Genomic DNA, 18,667 nt, shown 5'->3' with positions numbered 1-18,667 from the left:
TAAAATGAGCCATCAACACGACCACGACCATACTGAACCACCTGCGGACATCGAGCTACGTGTCCGGGCGCTGGAATCCCTGCTACAGGAGAAAGGACTGATTGATCCGGCGGCACTGGATGAACTGATTGACACGTACGAGCACAAGGTCGGCCCTCGTAACGGCGCGCAGGTGGTCGCTAAAGCGTGGAGTGATCCGGAGTATAAACGTCGGCTGCTGGAGGACGCCACAGCCGCCATCGCCGAGCTGGGTTTCTCCGGCGTGCAGGGTGAAGACATGCTGGTAGTGGAGAACACGGCGGACGTGCACAACGTGACCGTCTGTACATTATGTTCCTGCTACCCCTGGCCGGTGCTGGGTCTTCCGCCGGTCTGGTACAAATCGGCCCCCTATCGCTCGCGTATCGTTATCGACCCGCGCGGCGTTCTTGCCGAATTCGGGGTAACCATACCCGAAAGTAAAGAGGTGCGCGTCTGGGACAGCAGCGCGGAACTGCGCTATCTGGTCCTGCCAGAACGTCCGGCGGGTACCGACGGCTGGAGCGAAGCGCAGCTGATTGAACTGGTCACCCGCGATTCAATGATCGGCACCGGGCTGGTCGCCGCGCCATAATAAGAGGAGAAAACCATGAATGGGATACATGATCTGGGCGGTATGCACGGCCTCGGCCCGATCCTCAACGAGGAAAATGAGCCGTATTTCCGCCATGAATGGGAGCGCCGGGTATTTCCGCTGTTCGCCTCGCTGTTCGTCGGCGGACATTTCAATGTGGATGAATTCCGCCACGCCATTGAACGCATGGATCCAGCCCACTACCTGGAGGCAAGCTACTACGAGCACTGGTTGCACGCATTTGAAACGCTGCTGATGGAAAAAGGGGTGATCACCGCCGATGAACTCTGGGGTGGCTCGCCCCCTGCTCCCTGCGCGCCAGGCACGCCGGTGCTGACGCAGGACATCGTCGCGGCGGTTGTCAGTACCGGTGCCTCCGCGCGCGTCAGTCACGATGTTGCTCCCCGCTTTAAGGCCGGAGACCTGGTTCGGGCAAAAAACATTAACCCAACCACCCACACCCGCCTGCCGCGTTACGTGCGTGGGAAAATCGGCCGTATTGAGACCGATCACGGCGTATTCATCACGCCAGACACTGCAGCGCACGGTCTGGGCGAACATCCTCAGCACGTCTACAGCGTAAGCTTCAGCGCACTGGAACTGTGGGGCACGCCGCGCCCGGACAAAGTCTACATCGATCTGTGGGACGACTATCTGGAGGAAGCATGAGCCTTGCGACACAGCGTGATTACGCCGCCGTCGGGTTACCCCGCGACGAGGAGGGGCCTGTGTTTGATAAGCCCTGGCAGGCGAAAGCATTCTCCCTGATCGTCCATCTGCACCGGGCGGGGCTGTTCCCGTGGGCAGAATGGGTACGGACGTTCAGCGAAGCGATCAAGGCTGCTCCGGCGCAGCCCGGCGAAAGCGTGAACGATGCCTACTATCGCCAGTGGGCGACAGCAATGGAGAACATGATCACCGCCCTCCACCTGACCGCGCCGGATGACATTGCCCGACGGACACAGGAATGGCGACTGGCGTATATCAACACGCCGCATGGTCAGCCGATCGTCCTGGCCAATGCCAGCTGTCCGCCAGCGCATAACCACCACTCGCTTCCACTCGGCGTTCCGGTCACGGTTAGCCCGGCACAGTCTTCCATCAGCAAAATCAACAACGGAGTTACATCATGAGCGATATCACCCTTACCACCAACGCCCCGGCCACTCCGATACCGATCGCGGCGCTGTTGCCCAGGGCACTGTTCACCACCCTGCTGGCGCTGTTAGCGATCTATTTCGTCGGTGCGGAACAAGGTGCGACGTCGATGTTTTCCGGCACCCAGGTGCATGAATTCTTCCACGACGCACGCCATCTGCTGGGTTTTCCCTGCCACTGAGGAGGCGGACATGATTGGGAAACTATTATTCAAGGGGATGATAGCAGGCATTCTGGCTGGACTGGTGGCATTTGCCTTTGCACACCATTTCGGCGAGCCGCAGGTCGATCGTGCTATTGGGATTGAAGACAGTCTGGCCGCTCATACACACCAACACAGCGCGTCGGCTGACGGCGGTGAAGAAGAGGTGTTTAGCCGTCAAACCCAGTCCGGGATCGGGCTAATGGCCGGTATGGTGCTGTTCGGCGCAGCGCTGGGCGGCGGTCTGGCACTGAGCTGGGCCTTTAGCTATCAGCGCTTCGGACCATCGAACCCGCGTCTGTTAGCGTTATGCCTGGCGCTGGTCGGCTTTCTGGTCATGAGCCTGATGCCTGGTCTGAAATACCCACCCAATCCGCCTGCAGTCGGTAACCCGGATACCATCGGCTATCGTACCGAACTGTACTTCGTCATGATGTTGCTTTCCATCGGCATTGTCATCGCGGCCGCGTGGTTATCACATCAGCTAATACCGCGCCTTGGCAGAGGAAATGCTATGATGTGGGCAATGCTGTTCGCTATGGCGCTGATGCTCATGGTTTGTGCCCTGATGCCGACAGTGAACGAAGTGCCCGAACACTTCCCGGCGGACCTCCTATGGCGTTTCCGTATTAGCTCCTTCGGCACGCACCTGGTGCTCTGGAGCGTCATCGGTGTGGCGTTCGGTGCCTTAGCCGAACGTACGCCGGCGACACGTGCGCAACGCCCAGCCTTCCGCCGCGGTTAACATCATGAGAGCGTCGCTAACGCTGATTTGTCAGGGAGAAACGGCAGCGTCCAGTGGTTCACATTTCCCCTGTGATGCCCCTCTGAAGGCGCGGGAATGGCAACGGGCGCGTCAGTTACAAAGCCGTGTCGCCCGTTGTCACCGCGTCTGGATCTCCCCGGAGACCGCCGCCCGACAAACTGCCGCAGCGCTCTCTTTACCGGGTACCCCGGTAATGGAGCTGGCGGAGCCCGACTACGGCATCTGGGCCGGTCGGCCATTACGTGAGGTGATGACGCAAGACGCCGACGCTTTCCTGGCCTGGCTGGAGGGTGAAGCGCCGCCGGGCGGAGAATCACGTGTTCAGCTGTTGGCGCGCTGTGGCCGCTGGCTGACAAAACACGTCGATATTCAAGGACGACACTGTGTAATTGCGTCTGCCTCCACTATCCGTGCCATGATCCTCGCCGTTCTCGGCGCCCCACTTCACTCATTTGCACGTATTGACGTCCACTCGCTCAGCATCACCGAGTTGCGCAGTGACGGACGGCGCTGGAATTATTGTTTATTAAGAGATGACATAAATGGCTAATGCTCGACGGTGTCCCGCTGAAGCCATCAGCAAGTAAGCGCCTTTGGCCATGGATGGCTCCATCTACTTGTCCTGCATCGCTAAACCCAATGCCATAGGACCGCTCAGCCTCCTTCACGACCGGTCCTGCGCAAAAAAGTAAACCTTCCCTGACTATGATTATTTATACTCAGAAAACAGGTCATTAAGAAAGGAAGCCACGCGTTGAAATGGGTAACCTGGTTAAAACGTATCGTGTTGTCCCTGCTGCTGTTGACTATTGGCGCTCTGGGACTACGCGTTTATGACATACAGCGCGGGCCCGATCTGCAGCTCTGGCATACCTGGGTTCCGCATGAAATGGACGCGGATGAAATCGACAATGCTGACTGGAACGATTACCTCCAAAAAGAGAATGCGCTCTTCGGTGAGGTAAAACGCCAGGTTTCCGATAAGCTGGACGCTGAACAGCAAACCGAACTGAATCGTTACTACAGTCACAGCCCCATCTATCCGGACTCGTTTCCCACCAACTGGAATCGGTCATACATTATGATGCCGGATGGCAAACCGAGAGGCGCTGTGGTGTTGCTGCATGGTCTGACGGATACACCCTACAGTCTGCGGCATATCGCCGAAAATTACCGGCAACAGGGTTATGTCGCCATCGGTATCAGGTTACCGGGCCACGGGACGGTACCCGCCGGGCTGACCGACGTGGACTGGCAGGACTGGCTGGCCGCCACGCGCCTGGCGGTGAGAGAAGCGAAACGACTGACGGGGCATGATGCGCCCCTGCATATCGTCGGATTTTCCAACGGCGGCGCGCTGGCAATGAAGTATTCGCTGGACGCGCTGGATAATGCCGGACTGGCAAAACCCCAGCGGGTGATCCTGATTTCTCCAATGATCGGTATTACCCGCTTCGCGCGCTTTTCCGGCCTCGCGGGCTGGCCCGCGTTTCTTCCCGCCTTCTCGAAAGCCGCATGGTTAAACATCATGCCTGAGTTTAATCCGTTTAAATATAACTCCTTCCCGACGAATGCCGCCCGTCAGTCGTTTCTGCTGACCAAAGCGCTGCAAAAGCAGATAGTGACGGATTCGAGAAATCATAGGCTTAACAGCTTACCGCCGGTATTGACCTTTCAGTCCGTTGTGGATTCAACGGTCAGTACACGGGCGATCGTGACGGCGCTGTATAACCGCTTGCCGGATAATGGCAGTGAAATTGTCCTCTTCGATTTAAATCATGCGGTCAGGTTTAATTCATTATTACGCCGGACGTCTTACACCGCGCTGGCGCGGTTGCTGCCCGTGGCGCCGCGGGCTTATCAAACCACGATCATCACTAACGCCAATTCCGCCAGTACAGAGATGGAAATTCGCACCACCCGCGCCGGGAAAACAGACACCACGGTGGAAAAGCTGCAGGGAATGCACTATTTACCGGACGTCTACTCTCTTTCTCATGTCGCGCTCCCCTTCCCCTTGAGCGATTCGCTGTACGGGCGCTATCCCCATCCGCTGAATCAATACGGGATCAGCCTTGGCACGTTTGCAGCTCGCGGTGAGCGTTCTGTGCTGGTTGTGGGTCTGGACTCGCTGATGCGCCAGTCTTCCAATCCGTTCTTTCCCTATATGATCAAGCGCATTGACGAAGGGATCGACACTCGCCCGGCGCTCTCCGGAAAATAACTCCCCTCTGGATAAGTGGCCGCCGAGGCCACTTTTTCCTGAGGGCGCTTCACTATGCTTTCGCCGACGTCGACAGCCACTGATATATCGAGGACAGGTCCTGCCCGGCAAATCCCGCATCCGCCGCCTGCTGCCACAGTTCGGCGATGTTATCCAGTCCCGGCATGGTGTGCGGCTCGGACAGGGACAAGGCCAGCCGGGCATCTTTCAGCGCATGCACCAGCTGCATCTGCGGCGCGAATTGCTCATTGGCGATGGCGTCCAGTTTGACTTTGACATAGGGCGCCGCCAGCGGGCCGCCCTCCAGGGCGCTCCACAGCTGGTCGGGGGTAAAGCCCAGCGTCTTCGCCAGCTGTGCGCTTTCCGCGATGCCCTGCATCATCGCAATCAGCCAGGCATTGAGGACCAGCTTCATTTTCTGGCTGTTGCCCGCCTCGCCAAACCACTGCGTCCCACGTGAGATAGCGGCAAATACCTGTTCCGCCGGGCTACACTTTTCACGATCTCCGCTGGCGAGCACCAGGATCTGCGCCTTCTCCGCCGGGGCTTTGGTCCCTGAAACCGGGGCATCGACGAAGGTCATCGCCGGCTGACGCTCCCGCAACAAAGCGATAGCCTCCTGGGTCTCCGCCAGGCCGATGGTGCCCATCTGGCAATAGATCGCCTGCGGCTGACAGGCAGGCGCTATTTGCGCCAGTACCTGCAGGGTAGCCTGACCATCGGCGAGCATACTGATGATCACCTCGGCATCGGCCACCGCCTGCTGCGGCGTGGCGTGCAGGGATAATCCCTGCGCCTGTAAATCCTCGCCGCGCGCTGGCGAACGGTTCCAGCCCGCGACGGTAAAGCCCTTCTTCAGCAGATTGCTGGCAAAAGCGTGTCCCATGGCGCCGAGTCCCAGCACCGCGACTTTTGGTAATGTACTCATCTTGTCTGTCCTGATTCGCGTGTTAATAAATGGCGGACGTCTACTATCGCATCTCTGGCACGGATGTCAGTAGCAATAACCGCCATATAAAGTGACACTGTCACTATATGATAGCCACATTTATCGCGGCTCAGGGCTGGCGGAGCCACTCCAGCAAGCGGCGCATCGCTGGCGACAGGCGTTCGTCATCCTGATAGCACAGGCACAGCCGACGCAGCGCCCAGCGATCCTGCAATGTGATAACGGCGAACCGGTAGCGCGGCAGGTAGCGTTCAGCAATAACGCGCGGCAGGATCGCCGCGCCGGCGCCGTGAGCCACCATCTCGCAAAGCCCTTCAAAATGGCTCATCCTGATGCGGACGTTCAGCGCCTGGCCGACTCCGGCGGCCTGCTCTTCGATATGCTGCTGCAGCGCGCTGGTCTGATAGAGCGCGACCAGCGGCTCATGGATGATCGTTGCGAAAGCCACCTTGGCGGCGTCACTCAAGGCATGGGCCGGCGGCACGATCAGCACCAGGGGATCCTCCGCGACGGGCTCCAGGCGCAACGGCCCGGGGTCGACCGCATCGGACACCACCCCGGCCTGCGCCACGCCAGCCAGAATGCTGCTGACAATATCCGCGCTGGTGCGCTCTTCGGTGTCGATCTGTATCCCGGGATGCGCGGCCATCCACGCGGCGAGCTTGCCCGGCAGAAAAGCCGACATCGCCGAGGTATTGGCAAACAGGCGCAGCGTGCCCTGCTGACCGCGGGCGAAGGCGTGCATCGCCTGGCGCAGACGCCGCTGCTGCTCTAACAACGGACGAGCATGGCGCGCCAGCACCTCCCCGGCCTCGGTCGTTGTCACTCCCCGGGCATGACGGTGCAGCAGCGGCACACCGACCTCCGCCTCCATTTTGCGCAGCCTTTCGCTGGCGGAGGCCAGCGCCAGATGGGCCGCCGCCGCCCCGCCGGTAATGCTGCCGCTATCCACGATGGCGATAAACAGTCGCAGATCGGCGAGATCCAGTCGCATAACGCCCTCCTTTCCCTTCGGTTTTACCGTAGCCTGCGGGCAACATACCGCATTGTCTCCCCGGCGACCAGCTGTTTCAATGCCCTTCTCTGAGCCGATAAGTGAGCCATGATGTTTGATCTTCACACTCTCTGTTTACTGCTGATCTTTATCGCCGCCGGGCTGGTCAAAGGGGTGACCGGCATGGGACTGCCCACCGTGGCGATGGGCCTGCTTGGCCTTATGATGCCGCCACCGGCCGCGGCGGCCCTGCTGGTGTTCCCCTCGCTGTTAACCAATCTCTGGCAGCTGCTGGCTGGCCCCGCGCTGGCGCAGATTGTGCGTCGCCTCTGGTTAATGATGACCGGGATGATTATCGGCACGCTGGCGGGATCGTCACTGCTCATCCACCTGAACCCGCGGTGGTCGTCGCTGGCGCTGGGCGTCGTGCTGATAGCTTATGCCGGATACGCGCTCCGTGGTCCGGCGGTGCAGGTTTCCGCCCGCGTGGAAAAGCGCCTGTCGCCGCTGATGGGCGGACTGACCGGACTGATCACCGGGGCGACCGGGGTATTCGTTATTCCGGCGGTGCCCTGGCTGCAGGCGCTGGGCTTTCGTCGCGACGAGCTGGTCCAGGCCCTGGGACTGTCGTTCACCCTCTCCACTCTGGCGATGGCGGCCGGCCTCTCCCTGCACGCTGGCTGGCGCGCAGAGTCGCTGCTGCTGTCGACGCTGGCGCTGTTGCCCGCGCTGCTCGGCATGTGGCTGGGACAGCGGATCCGCTCGCGTCTCAGCCCGCAGCGCTTTCGTCAGGGCTTTCTGTTGTTCCTGCTGGCGCTGGGGCTGGAACTTGTCCTCCGGGGGCTGCTGGGGGGATCGGCCTAGCGGCGGGTAATGTGCTTCACATTGTATTTACTGGTGTTCTGGTAGATTTCTGAGAAATCAACGATCGTCCGGTTCTGGGCGTAGCTGACAGACTGCACCCGTAGCAGGAGGCTGTTAGGCGCCACCTGCAGCAGCTCCGCCTGCTCGCGGGTCGCCAGCACCGGCGTATAGCTGCGGTGGCTCTCGATAATGGTGATATGGCACTCTTTTTTGAAATAGTTGAACTTAGACTGCTCAAGGTTACCCACGCTGAGCCACGGAAAAGCGGCGTACGGAATGTAGCTGTTCTCCACCAGGATCGGGACCTCATCAATCAGGCGCAGCCGCCTGACGTAGTAGACTTTCTCTCCCGGCTGGATCTTTAACTGCTGGGCAATGGCCGGCGGGGCGTCAAGCAAGGTGAACTCAATGACCTTATTACGGTAGTTGGTGACCCCCACCACCTGCATCTGGTAGTTAAACCCCTCCAGCTCGCCGCCATGATAGTTACTCTTACGCATAATGCAGGTTCCGCTGCCGTGCCGCCGGGCGATCAGCTTTTCCTCGTCCAGTAGCGCCAGCGCTTTGCGCAGCGTCATCACCGAGACCTGCAGCTCCGCAGCCAGCGCTTTTTCGCTGGGCAGCATATCCCCGACGGCGTAGTCGTCGCTGTTGATACGGGCCTTCAGTTCGCTGGCAATCTTTTTATAAATCACTTTTAGATGTCTCGTTGAGATGGAGGGTGTGGGAAATAACCACAAATAACATATTGTATTTATAGACAATATTTAACTATTACGCGAGAGATAAGACGTTAACTCATCTATAAAAATGGCTATATTTATATATCTCTCCTGCAACAATATATATGACTTTCGTCACAGATGGCCTTTTTCCTGCTCGGGATCCCGGTGGTCTGCTCCTAGTCTGATAAGCCTATTGATCAGGTGATGACAGCGGGCTATGAAGACGAGAGGACAACCATGATTGGCGTGAAAAAGCTTCAGGACTTTTCCAAGGCGATGATCGGGCCGGTGCTGTATCTGCCGGCTATCGGCCTGTTGATCGCCCTGTTCAGCATGACCACCAACCGGCTGTGGGTGGAGGAAAGCAGCGGGATCTATTTGTTAGGGAAATTCGTCTCCAGCATGCTCTGGGCGCTGATGAACAATCTCGGGTTTCTGTTCTGCCTCGGGCTGGCAAGCGGTCTGGCGAAAACCCGCAAAGCCGAAGCCGTATTCGTGGCGGCCATGACCTGGCTGGTCTACCTGGCGGCGAACAACAGCTGGCTGACCCTGACCCATCGCCTGGCGACCGGGGCCACCAACGCGCAACTGTATGGCAGCGGACAAACCTACATCTTCGGTTTTCAGGTTATCGATATGGGCGTGTTCCTCGGTATTATCCTTGGCTGCGCTGTCGCCTTTGTTCACAATCGCGTGGTCGGCATCGAATTTCGCGGCGCGCTGTCGATCTACGGCAACAGCAAGCTGGTGCTGATCGTGATGCTGCCGCTGGTGGGCCTGTTTGCTATCGCCACCGTCTATCTCTGGCCGGTGGTGGAGCTGGGCATCTCGGCGCTGACCGGCTTTATGAAATCGTTTGGCGCCATCGGGGTCTTCCTGTACGGCTTCCTCAACCGCTTCCTGATCCCCACCGGGCTGCATCATCTGATCTGGTCGCCGTTCGTCTTTACCTCTATCGGCGGTCAGTTGCTGATTGATGGCCAGACCGTCATTGGCGCCAAGCCTATTTTCCTCGCCGAAATCGCCCGTCATCCCGTTGACGCGCTCAGTGATTCCGCCCGCTTTTTAACCTATGGGATGGTGAAGATTTTTGGCACCGCCGGGATGGCGCTCGCCTTCTACCGCACGGCGAAACCGGAGAATAAACAGCGACTCAAAGTCACGCTGATCCCCTTAATTGTCACCTCAGTGCTGGTGGGGATCACCGAACCGTTTGAGTTTCTCTTTATCTTCACCGCCCCGCTGCTGTGGCTTATCTACTCCCTGCTGGACGGTTTCTTCCAGATGCTGGCCTGGCTGCTTCACGTGCGGGTCTGCGCCACTAACGGTCTTATCGATTTTGTCGTCTATAACCTGCCCGCCGGCGCCAGCGTGACGCGCTGGCCGGTATTTGTCCTGCTCGGCCTGCTGGAAACCGCCACCATGTACCTGGTCGGCACCTTCTGCATTACCCGCCTGCGAATGCTTACCCCGGGGCGCGAAGCCGCTGCCGATGCGGCGTCTTCCCCACAGACGGATCAGGCGCATGGCGATTCAGACAAAGGCGCGCTGGTGATTGCGGGGCTGGGCGGTAAAGAGAATGTTTGTACGGTGGAAAACTGTTTTACCCGTCTGCGGGTCGATGTGCGCGACCCTGCTCTCATCAAGCAGACGCTGTTGAAAGAGAGCGGCGGGAGCAGCGTGCTGATTAAAGGCAATCATGTCCAGGTGATCTATGGCCTGGGGGTTAACAAAATTCGAACGGCGGTCAACGCCAGTCTGGGTGTAACTGAATAACGAGGTGGTAAATGAAAGATAACTTTGTGGTCACGATTGCCGGCGGCGGGAGTACCTACACGCCAGGGATTGTCATGATGCTGCTGGAAAATATGGCGCGCTTTCCCCTGCGGGAGATCCGTCTGTACGATAACCATCAGGAGCGTCAGAAGACCATCGGCGACGCCTGCGCCATTCTGGTGGCTGAACGCTTCCCGCAGGTGAAGTTCAGCTATACCACCGATCCGCAGGCGGCCTTCACCGACGTTGATTTTGTGATGGCGCATATTCGCGTTGGCCTGTATGAGATGCGGGAAAAGGATGAAAAGATCCCGCTGAAATATGGCGTGCCGGGCCAGGAAACCTGTGGGCCGGGGGGGATCGCCTACGGTATGCGCTCGATTGCCGGCGTACTGGAGCTGGTCGATTATATGCAGCAGTACGCCCCGGGGGCGTGGATGCTCAACTACTCCAACCCGGCGGCCATCGTCGCGGAAGCGACCCGTCGCCTGCGTCCCGACGCGCGCATTATCAACATCTGCGATATGCCGGTGGCCATCGAGGGGCTGTTTGCCGACATCCTCGGTCTGCCGTCCCGCAAGGCACTGAACGTCCGCTACTATGGCCTGAATCATTTTGGCTGGTGGACCAGCATCACCGATAAAGCCGGTAACGATCTGATGCCGGCGCTGAAGCGTCACGTGGCGGAGCAGGGTTACAGTAGCCCAAAAGAGGATTTTCAGCATAAGGCGCCGAGCTGGATCGAGACCTTTAAAAAGGTGAAGGATGTGTTTGCCCTTGATCCCCTGACCCTGCCTAACACTTACCTGAAATACTACCTCTACCCTGACTACGAGGTGGCGCACTCTGACCCGGACTTTACGCGGGCCAACGAGGTGATGGCCGGGCGTGAAAAAGAGGTCTTCGATATGGCCCGGGAGATCACCCGTCGCGGCACCGCGGAAGGCGCGCATTTCCACGCCGGGGCCCATGCCACTTTCATCGTCGACCTCGCCTGCGCCATCGCCTTTAACACCCAGGAGCGGATGCTGTTGATCGTGGAGAACAACGGGGCAATCGCCAACTTTGACGAAACGGCGATGGTGGAAGTCCCCTGCCTGGTGGGCGTCAACGGCCCGGAACCGCTGGCGATGGGAAAAATCCCATCGTTCCAGAAAGGGTTGATGGAGCAGCAGGTGGCGGTGGAGAAGCTGGTGGTTGACGCCTGGATCGAGGGCAGCTACCAGAAACTGTGGCAGGCCATCACCCTGTCGAAAACGGTGCCCAGCGCCGCGGTGGCGAAAGCGATCCTCGATGAGCTGATCGTCGCCAACGAAGGTTACTGGCCCGCGCTGCACTGATTTTTTGCCGCAACCCTGCCGGGATACCTTCTCTCCGCAGGGTTATCAGCGGCACCCGTCCCGCGATACCTGCCTCATAACCTTCCTTCGGCACAGACGCGTCAATGGCCTGCGCTACCCCCTCCAGACCGACGCCCCAGAGTCGCCAGCCACGCTTTTCCCTAATCGGAGTAATGAAATATAAATTCTATTCTTCGATATTATGGCGTAAAAATGTGATCTGCGTTGTATTCTTTGAGTTACATTAACCCACTGAAAACAACATCATTATTACTCACTCGCAAAATTAACCCCTTTTCATGGGGATATCGCGCTGCATGCCATTGTGATTGGCTTCATGTATTTACCTTCCTGCAACACTGATTTGAAATTAAATTTTCATAATGTGATCTTGTAGCATGCTCGTTCCATTTCTTTGTGCCATATTCTTATCACAGTAAATCGCCGGAACGACAGCAACATGCCACACCAGGGCGCTGTCCTGCCGACGCACTGAAGACCGCTAACCCCGAAAAGGAGAACGGATATCGACAACATCCATATCACCACCAAGCCGTAAACCTCTTTGACCGCCATTGCTTAGCGTACCCTGCCATGTGCTGAGCAATTACACAAAGAAGAAAATCATTGAATTCAGTTAGATACGACAACACAGGCGTGATAAATCCTGACTGGGGAGATGTATTTTTATCTTGTGTCGTTCAACAAAATAAAGGGACTACCATGTCATTTATAACAAACCTGAACCAGCAACAGAGAAAACGACTTCATCAGATCACCTTAGTGGCCACCTTCGGCGGGCTGCTTTTCGGTTACGACACTGGCGTTATCAACGGCGCCTTTTCCTCACTGAAGCAGTACATGGCGCTGACCCCGACCACCGAAGGGCTGGTGATGAGCGTCCTGCTGGTCGGCGCCGCGCTGGGCAGCGTGTTTGGCGGCAAGTTTGCCGACTACTTCGGCCGGCGCAAATACTTACTCTTCCTCTCCTTTATCTTTCTCATCGGCGCTCTGCTTTCCGCCGCGGCTCCCGATATCACCACCCTGCTGATTGCCCGCGCCCTGCTGGGGTACGCCGTCGGCGGCGCCTCGGTTACCGCTCCGACCTTTATTTCTGAAGTGGCGCCCACCGAGATGCGCGGCAAGCTGACCGGCCTGAATGAAGTCGCCATCGTTATCGGCCAGCTGGCGGCGTTTGCCATTAACGCGATCATTGGCATCATCTGGGGCCATCTGCCGGACGTCTGGCGCTATATGCTGTTAGTGCAGGCGATCCCCGCTATCTGCCTGTTTGTTGGTATGTGGCGCGCGCCGGAAAGTCCGCGCTGGCTGATCAGCAAAAACCGCCACGAAGAAGCGCTGCATATTCTCAAACAGATCCGCCCGGCGGAACGCGCACAGAAAGAGTATGACGACATCTCCACCCTGATCAAAATTGAAGCCGGCAATAAGTACAGCACTCAGAACACCTTCACCACTATCCTCAAAACGCCATGGATCCTCAAAATTTTGCTGGTGGGCATTACCTGGGCCGCACTGCAGCAAACCACCGGGGTGAACGTCATTATGTATTACGGTACGGAAATCCTGAGTGCCGCCGGCTTCTCAGAGCGTACCTCACTGATCTGTAACGTGCTGAACGGTGTCTTCTCCGTCGGCGGTATGCTGATTGGCGTGCTGTTCCTTGTCGACCGCTTCAAACGTAAGACGATCATCATCTACGGCTTCGCCATTATGGCCACGCTGCATCTGATTATCGCCGCGGTTGACTACACCCTGGTGGGCGATCTGAAAGCCACCGCTATCTGGCTGCTGGGCGCGCTGTTCGTCGGCGTGATGCAGGGCTCGATGGGCTTTATCACCTGGGTGGTATTAGCTGAGCTGTTCCCGCTGAAATTCCGCGGACTGTCGATGGGGATCTCGGTATTTTTCATGTGGATCATGAACGCGGTAGTCAGCTACCTGTTCCCGCTGCTGCAGGCGAAACTGGGCCTGGGGCCGGTCTTCTTCATCTTCGCGGCCATCAACTATTTGGCGATTCTGTTCGTGGTGTTCGCCCTGCCGGAGACCTCCAATAAATCGCTGGAGCAGTTAGAAGCAGAGCTGTCAGCGAATCATGAGGATAAAAAATCCACTCGTCTCACCAGGGAGGTTGGCTATGATCGATAACATCACGCTGGATAATCTGCACATCGGCTGCAAGGCCAGTAATAAAGCGGAAGTCATCGCCATGATTGGCGCGGAGTGTAAAGCCAAAGGCTATGTCAATCAGGAGTGCGTTCACTTTCTGCTGGAGCGTGAACATCAGGTTTCCACTTTTTTGGGCAATGGCATCACCCTGCCGCATCTGCCGAAATCAGCGACGGATATCATCCTTAAAACCGGGATTGAGATCTTTCAGTTTCCTGATGGCGTTATCTGGGATCGCGGCAACGTGATGTTTATTGCCATTGGCGTGATTGCGAAAGAGAAAGAGCATATTGACGTGCTCAAAGAAATTGCCTCGATATTCAGCGATGAGCTGATCGCGAATGCGCTGTCATTAATCTCTGACAAAAATGACTTCCTGAAGATCCTCCAGCATAACGCGCTGCCCCATTAAGTGCGCCACCGGCCGGGGCGCTGCCCCCGGCCCCTCCATTTATTGGTCTGGCAGCAAACAGACATTGCGAAAAATCTAATTTTCCCCGTTATCACGTCAATCACAATAATAACCGGGGAAATTAACGCATATTAAATTGCTATCAAATCTATTTATTATGCAACCCCCTTATCTGATGCACTAAATTCATAAATAAAAACAAAATGTTAAGAATTTGATCAGTGTTTTACCCTCTGTTTTTTCAATCAGGCCGCGAGTGCCGCGCGCCAGTAATTCCTGCGCTATCCCATTAGTTTTGATTTAAATCAATACCTCTTTCATGGTTAAAATGCATTTTACAGCGCGATTATTTTGGCAAGGTGTATACGACATTGGTTTTACGATTTGGATATTTATTTAGCCGGCCCGCAAGCCTGTGGGGATGGCTGATGTGTAACGCGCTTAACGGTATCGCGATCGTCCTTTGCTTTCGCGGGATAAGCGTCGTGACAGGCTATCGTCAAGCGGTCTGGCAGGTCATCATCACGCTGGCTATTATTATATCGACCTGGTATAGCGCTAATTATTTCGCCGCCCTGGAAGCGCGGCGGGACAGACGACGCTTTCTGCTGCTGGCCTGGGTGGTCATGACCATTCTGTTGAATTTCATTCACCTGAGCGGTGGTGAATACCGTTATTAAAGGAGCATGCCCATGACGCTGGCGATGCTGTGGGTGCTTATCACTCACCATAAAGGGCTCGCGCTCTTGCTGGTCGTGATGATTGCTCTGCTGTTTATTGCGCTTACCCCGCTGGTCAAAAAACTGCTGAGCACCCTTCACGATCGTTCCTGACCTTTCTCCCATGGCCGCCAACAGGCGGCTATCTCTTCTCCTGTTGGTCTGATTGGGGTCAGTTTGGATATCGAAAATTATTGTACGTTAAGGTTATTTTTTGACCTTTCTACTTTAGCGGGCCTCAGCCGGCGAAACTTACCGGAAGCCGGTATTCGGTTGCTTTTCCATATATAATCACCTGTCGGATTGATGTGTTCCCAGCCTAACGGGGACAAATGCGATAGTAGTTGCTCGTTGATCTTTACCCCTTTGCGCTTCAGGGCATCGACCGCTCTTTCCATATAGACGGTATTCCACAGGGATATGGCAGCCGTCAGCAGTGTCAGTCCGCTGGCGCGATAGCTCTGATTTTCCGGTTTTCTGTCCCTGATTTCTCCCAGCCGGTGCATAAATACCGCACGCGCCAGCGCGTTACGGGCTTCACCTTTATTCAGCCCTGCCTGTACCCGCCGACGCAGAGCCGGATTGCGGAACCAGTCGAGCATAAACAGCGTTCGCTCAATGCGGCCAATTTCTCTCAGTGCTTTGGCAAGTCCGTTTTGCTTAGGGTAGCTGGCTAGCTTTTTCAGCATCAGAGATGCTGTCACGGTTCCCTGCTTTATCGAGGTCGCCAAACGCAGCACTTCACGCCAGTGAATTTCGATCTCTTTCAGATTCAGACTGGTCGTTGATATCAGTGACTGAAGCGCCGGGTACTGGTCCGCTTTCCCTTTGATAAATAGCTTCTTGTCGTGGAGATCCCTGATTCGTGGACAGAACGCAAATCCCAGCAGATGCATCAGGGCAAAGACATGATCGGTGAAACCCGCGGTATCGGTGTAATGCTCCCTGATTTCCAGGTCACTTTCGTGGTACAGCAGGCCATCTAGCACATGGGTTGAATCCCTGACCCGACTGATTATACAGGTGTAAAACGGGCTGTATTGATCCGATATATGGGTATAAAACTGACGCCCAGGCTCCTGCCCATATTTCGGGTTAACCTGCCCTGCGTAGCGGCCTGAGCTGCCTGTTCTGAAATTCTGTCCATCTGATGATGACGTTGTCCCGTCTCCCCAGAATGCCGCCAGTGGTCTTTTCCCCTGCGCGTTTACCAGCTCTGCGAGGGCTGCTGAATAGGTTTCGTCGCGGATGTACCATGCCTGGATATCTTCCAGTGATGATTTGGTGCTTCCGGGGCAGGCTTCCGCCAATTACTGGCGTTCTGATGAAGTCCGCTGCGTGCCAGAAGCGAACATTCATTTACCATCTAAACTCTAATTTAGATGCTGCTCTTTATTATCTTATAGCTGTTTGCGAGTTGAATAGCGTAGCTCATCAACCAGCAAGCTAAATGCTGGCGTTGGCTGGCGGTGGCTTGGATAGTAAAGATGGTACCCGGAGTAAGGTTCACACCACTCTTCCAGAACGCGAACCAGTTGTCCGGATGAGATATAAGGTTCCAGCTGCCCTTCAGGAAGATACGCAAGACCCCGCCCTTCAAGTGCAGCTCTAAGTATCATGCTTCCTGTGTTGAAGACCAACTGACCATCAACCCGCACATTCAGCTCACGCCCGTCTTTCTCAAATTCCCACGCATAGAGTCCTCCATGACCGGAGAGTCGAAGATTAATACAGCTGTGATCGGTAAGTTCCTGTGGCGTACCTGGTACAGGTCTGTCATTGAAATAGGCTGGAGAACCGGCAACCGCCATGCGCATATCTGGTGCAATACGAACGGCAATCATATCCTTTGCAATGGTTTCACCAGGACGAACTCCAGCATCAAAACGGTCCCTCACAATATCGGTCAGACCATAATCCGTCAGGATTTCAACCTTAATATCCGGATAGGCTTTTACCAGGCGGGATACCGCCGGCCACAGAACTGACTCTGCTGCATACTCTGTTGCCGTAAGCCGTATCGTACCCGCAGGCTTATCGCGGAGTTCACTCAGCACCATTAACTGGCGCTGGATATCCTCAATTTGCGGCCCCACGGAGGCCATTAGCCGCTCTCCGGCTTCTGTGGGCACAACACGCCGGGTGGTTCGGTTGAGCAAGCGGAGGCCAAGCTGAGCCTCCAGCCCCCGAACCGTCTGGCTCAGTGCGGACTGTGAAATGCCCAGTCGTTTTGCCGCACGCGTAAAGTTTTGCTCCTTCGCAACCACCATAAAGGCAGCAAGGTCATTGAGATTCTGATCGGACATTAAGAAGCTCTCCTTATAATTTCAATCTCATATTACCCTCTAATCACTTAATAAGTCCTCCGATATACTTTCTTCCGTTCACTAATTAATCAGGCCTGACGACTGTAATGCAATAAAAACGTCAGCATTCCCGATGCCACAATCCGGATTGCGGATGCGCCAATAATTTATGAAACAAGACGGCAGATAAACGGAGGTTAATGATGTGCGGAAAATGTGAAGACAACAGTCATCCGGACGCGCCAGCGTCCCCGACCCGGAGAAAGGTTCTGATGGCCGGGGCCGGCCTTGCTGCAGCATCAACGCTGGCGGTCATGCCGGGAAAGGTACAGGCACAGGAATCTGCCGCTCAGGCAGGTAATGGACCCTGGCGTGTTCGTGCCTGGGGCAACAGGGATCCGGAGGGGCCATTTGTTCCCCTGGAAATTCCCCGCCGGGCACTTCGTCCGAACGATGTCCTCATCGACATTATGTACTGTGCTATCTGTCATTCAGATATTCATATCGCCAGGCAGGAATGGGGGGCGCCTTACCCTGCCACCAATTATCCCTGTGTTCCGGGGCATGAGATCATCGGGCGTGTCGCCGCCATCGGAAGCGCCGTGACGAAATTCCGGCCGGGTGATATTGCGGGTGCCGGTGCCATGATTGATTCCTGCGGAGAATGCGAGAGCTGCGTTAACGATCTGGAACAGTACTGCCTGAAAGGCTGGACGCTGAATTTCAACTCGCCGGATAAAATTTCGGGCGGCTATAACTATGGCGGTTTTTCCCAGCGTGTGGTGATCCCCGAACGTTTTACCGTTCGCATCCCACCGGGAATGAATCTTGCCGCTGCGGCACCGTTAATGTGCGCCGGCATCACCACCTTCTCACCCCTTGAGCACTGGTCGGTTGAAGCCGGGCAACGGGTCGGGGTTATTGGCATGGGCGGGCTCGGGCATCTGGCCGTCAAGCTGGCCGTCGCGCGCAGGGCTGATGTTACGGTATTCACCACCACTCCAGGAAAAGTCACGGACGCGAAAAAAATGGGGGCCCGGGAGGCTGTTGTCTGGAACGATCCTGACGCCCTGAAGCCTTATGCGAACCAGTTTGATTTTCTTATATCAACGGTGCCGACGAGCGTCCCCACTCATCCGATTACTAATATGCTTCGCCTGGATGGTACCTACGTCATCGTCGGAGCCCGTGAACCGATAGAAGACGTCCGCGGTTCCGGGCTGTGGCTTCAGCGTCGGCAGGTCTCAGCATCACTGATGGGTGGCATGGCAGAAACTCAGGAGTTCATCGATTTCTGTGCCCGCCGTAACATTGTGGCCGATATCGAGCTGATAAAGCCCGACCAGATAGATCGCGCCTTTGAGCGAATCAAAGCAAAAGACATTCGTTATCGTTTTGTTGTGGACTTTACGTAAGCAGACACCCATTT

General features: G+C 56.3%; 19 protein-coding genes and 1 pseudogene. 15 read left to right on the top strand and 5 right to left on the bottom strand.

From position 1 onward, the window contains the following. Positions 1 to 4: 4 nt before the first annotated feature. The 7 genes from nthA to MKR05_RS03950 all read left to right on the top strand — a co-directional run bounded on the left by nthA (position 5) and on the right by MKR05_RS03950 (position 4,963). Complete coding sequence (gene nthA / locus MKR05_RS03980) at positions 5 to 613, top strand: nitrile hydratase subunit alpha (protein ID WP_065812539.1); 609 nt, start codon at positions 5 to 7, stop codon at positions 611 to 613. 15 nt (positions 614 to 628) lie between these two features. Further along, complete coding sequence (gene nthB, locus MKR05_RS03975) at positions 629 to 1,282, top strand: nitrile hydratase subunit beta (RefSeq protein ID WP_064154617.1); 654 nt, start codon at positions 629 to 631, stop codon at positions 1,280 to 1,282. Continuing rightward, the gene (locus MKR05_RS03970; protein WP_064154618.1) at positions 1,279 to 1,746 is read left to right on the top strand and encodes a nitrile hydratase accessory protein; all 468 of its coding nucleotides are present in this window, start codon (positions 1,279 to 1,281) and stop codon (positions 1,744 to 1,746) included. The genes nthB and MKR05_RS03970 overlap by 4 nt, the downstream gene beginning before the upstream one ends. Then, positions 1,743 to 1,952 carry a CbtB-domain containing protein gene (locus tag MKR05_RS03965; protein ID WP_101866176.1) on the top strand — a complete coding sequence of 70 codons (210 nt, stop codon included), beginning with the start codon at positions 1,743 to 1,745 and terminating at the stop codon, positions 1,950 to 1,952. The genes MKR05_RS03970 and MKR05_RS03965 overlap by 4 nt, the downstream gene beginning before the upstream one ends. 10 nt (positions 1,953 to 1,962) lie before the next feature. Next, a complete protein-coding gene (locus MKR05_RS03960; RefSeq protein WP_087824286.1) occupies positions 1,963 to 2,718 on the top strand; it encodes a CbtA family protein in 756 nt (251 codons plus the stop codon). A 4-nt stretch (positions 2,719 to 2,722) separates the two neighbouring features. Further along, positions 2,723 to 3,289: a histidine phosphatase family protein gene (locus MKR05_RS03955; RefSeq protein ID WP_064154773.1), complete on the top strand. Its 567-nt coding sequence runs from the start codon at positions 2,723 to 2,725 to the stop codon at positions 3,287 to 3,289. Between the two features lie 204 nt (positions 3,290 to 3,493). Further along, positions 3,494 to 4,963, top strand: a complete 1,470-nt coding sequence (locus MKR05_RS03950) for a carboxylesterase (RefSeq protein WP_101996891.1) — start codon at positions 3,494 to 3,496, stop codon at positions 4,961 to 4,963. A 52-nt stretch (positions 4,964 to 5,015) separates the two neighbouring features. Here the strand turns inward: MKR05_RS03950 and MKR05_RS03945 are convergent, their stop codons facing one another. Then, entirely contained in the window at positions 5,016 to 5,891 is an 876-nt protein-coding gene (locus tag MKR05_RS03945; protein ID WP_101866810.1) for an NAD(P)-dependent oxidoreductase, read from the bottom strand. A gap of 130 nt (positions 5,892 to 6,021) precedes the next feature. Next, positions 6,022 to 6,906 (bottom strand): LysR family transcriptional regulator, encoded by an 885-nt coding sequence (locus MKR05_RS03940; RefSeq protein ID WP_101866811.1) that lies wholly within the window; start codon positions 6,904 to 6,906, stop codon positions 6,022 to 6,024. Positions 6,907 to 7,017: 111 nt separating this feature from the next. Between MKR05_RS03940 and MKR05_RS03935 the strand changes: the two genes are divergently transcribed. Further along, on the top strand, positions 7,018 to 7,770 hold the full coding sequence (locus MKR05_RS03935) for a sulfite exporter TauE/SafE family protein (RefSeq protein WP_101996894.1): 753 nt from the start codon (positions 7,018 to 7,020) through the stop codon (positions 7,768 to 7,770). Here MKR05_RS03935 and MKR05_RS03930 read toward each other — a convergent pair. Beyond that, on the bottom strand, positions 7,767 to 8,465 hold the full coding sequence (locus tag MKR05_RS03930; protein WP_101996892.1) for a GntR family transcriptional regulator: 699 nt from the start codon (positions 8,463 to 8,465) through the stop codon (positions 7,767 to 7,769). The two genes, MKR05_RS03935 and MKR05_RS03930, sit on opposite strands and share 4 nt — an antisense overlap. A gap of 267 nt (positions 8,466 to 8,732) precedes the next feature. On the opposite strand from MKR05_RS03930, the gene MKR05_RS03925 reads away from it, so the two are divergent. From MKR05_RS03925 to MKR05_RS03900, 6 genes are all read left to right on the top strand, one after another. Beyond that, complete coding sequence (locus MKR05_RS03925) at positions 8,733 to 10,271, top strand: PTS transporter subunit EIIC (RefSeq protein ID WP_238875393.1); 1,539 nt, start codon at positions 8,733 to 8,735, stop codon at positions 10,269 to 10,271. An 11-nt stretch (positions 10,272 to 10,282) separates the two neighbouring features. Continuing rightward, positions 10,283 to 11,611, top strand: a complete 1,329-nt coding sequence (locus tag MKR05_RS03920) for a 6-phospho-alpha-glucosidase (RefSeq protein WP_044523044.1) — start codon at positions 10,283 to 10,285, stop codon at positions 11,609 to 11,611. 723 nt (positions 11,612 to 12,334) lie between these two features. Beyond that, the gene (locus tag MKR05_RS03915; protein WP_023289676.1) at positions 12,335 to 13,780 is read left to right on the top strand and encodes a sugar porter family MFS transporter; all 1,446 of its coding nucleotides are present in this window, start codon (positions 12,335 to 12,337) and stop codon (positions 13,778 to 13,780) included. Beyond that, complete coding sequence (locus MKR05_RS03910; protein ID WP_032452832.1) at positions 13,770 to 14,213, top strand: PTS sugar transporter subunit IIA; 444 nt, start codon at positions 13,770 to 13,772, stop codon at positions 14,211 to 14,213. The genes MKR05_RS03915 and MKR05_RS03910 overlap by 11 nt, the downstream gene beginning before the upstream one ends. 428 nt (positions 14,214 to 14,641) lie before the next feature. After that, entirely contained in the window at positions 14,642 to 14,893 is a 252-nt protein-coding gene (locus MKR05_RS03905) for a hypothetical protein (protein WP_023289674.1), read from the top strand. Positions 14,894 to 14,905: 12 nt separating this feature from the next. Beyond that, positions 14,906 to 15,046, top strand: coding sequence for a hypothetical protein (locus MKR05_RS03900; RefSeq protein WP_064157625.1), 141 nt, complete (start codon positions 14,906 to 14,908; stop codon positions 15,044 to 15,046). Between the two features lie 77 nt (positions 15,047 to 15,123). Here the strand turns inward: MKR05_RS03900 and MKR05_RS03895 are convergent. Both MKR05_RS03895 and MKR05_RS03890 read right to left on the bottom strand, forming a co-directional pair. Then, positions 15,124 to 16,242: pseudogene (locus tag MKR05_RS03895) on the bottom strand (Tn3 family transposase); the annotation flags it as partial. 90 nt (positions 16,243 to 16,332) lie between these two features. Further along, positions 16,333 to 17,238, bottom strand: a complete 906-nt coding sequence (locus tag MKR05_RS03890; protein ID WP_064157624.1) for a LysR family transcriptional regulator — start codon at positions 17,236 to 17,238, stop codon at positions 16,333 to 16,335. 200 nt (positions 17,239 to 17,438) lie between these two features. On the opposite strand from MKR05_RS03890, the gene MKR05_RS03885 reads away from it, so the two are divergent. Further along, positions 17,439 to 18,653: an NAD(P)-dependent alcohol dehydrogenase gene (locus MKR05_RS03885; RefSeq protein ID WP_202821060.1), complete on the top strand. Its 1,215-nt coding sequence runs from the start codon at positions 17,439 to 17,441 to the stop codon at positions 18,651 to 18,653. Positions 18,654 to 18,667 lie beyond the last annotated feature (14 nt).

Source organism: Klebsiella sp. K5-204, assembly GCF_030128585.1.
Lineage (GTDB): Bacteria > Pseudomonadota > Gammaproteobacteria > Enterobacterales > Enterobacteriaceae > Klebsiella > Klebsiella quasipneumoniae.
The sequence above is the reverse complement of the archived record's forward strand: the minus strand, read 5'-3'. Positions and strand labels throughout refer to the sequence as shown.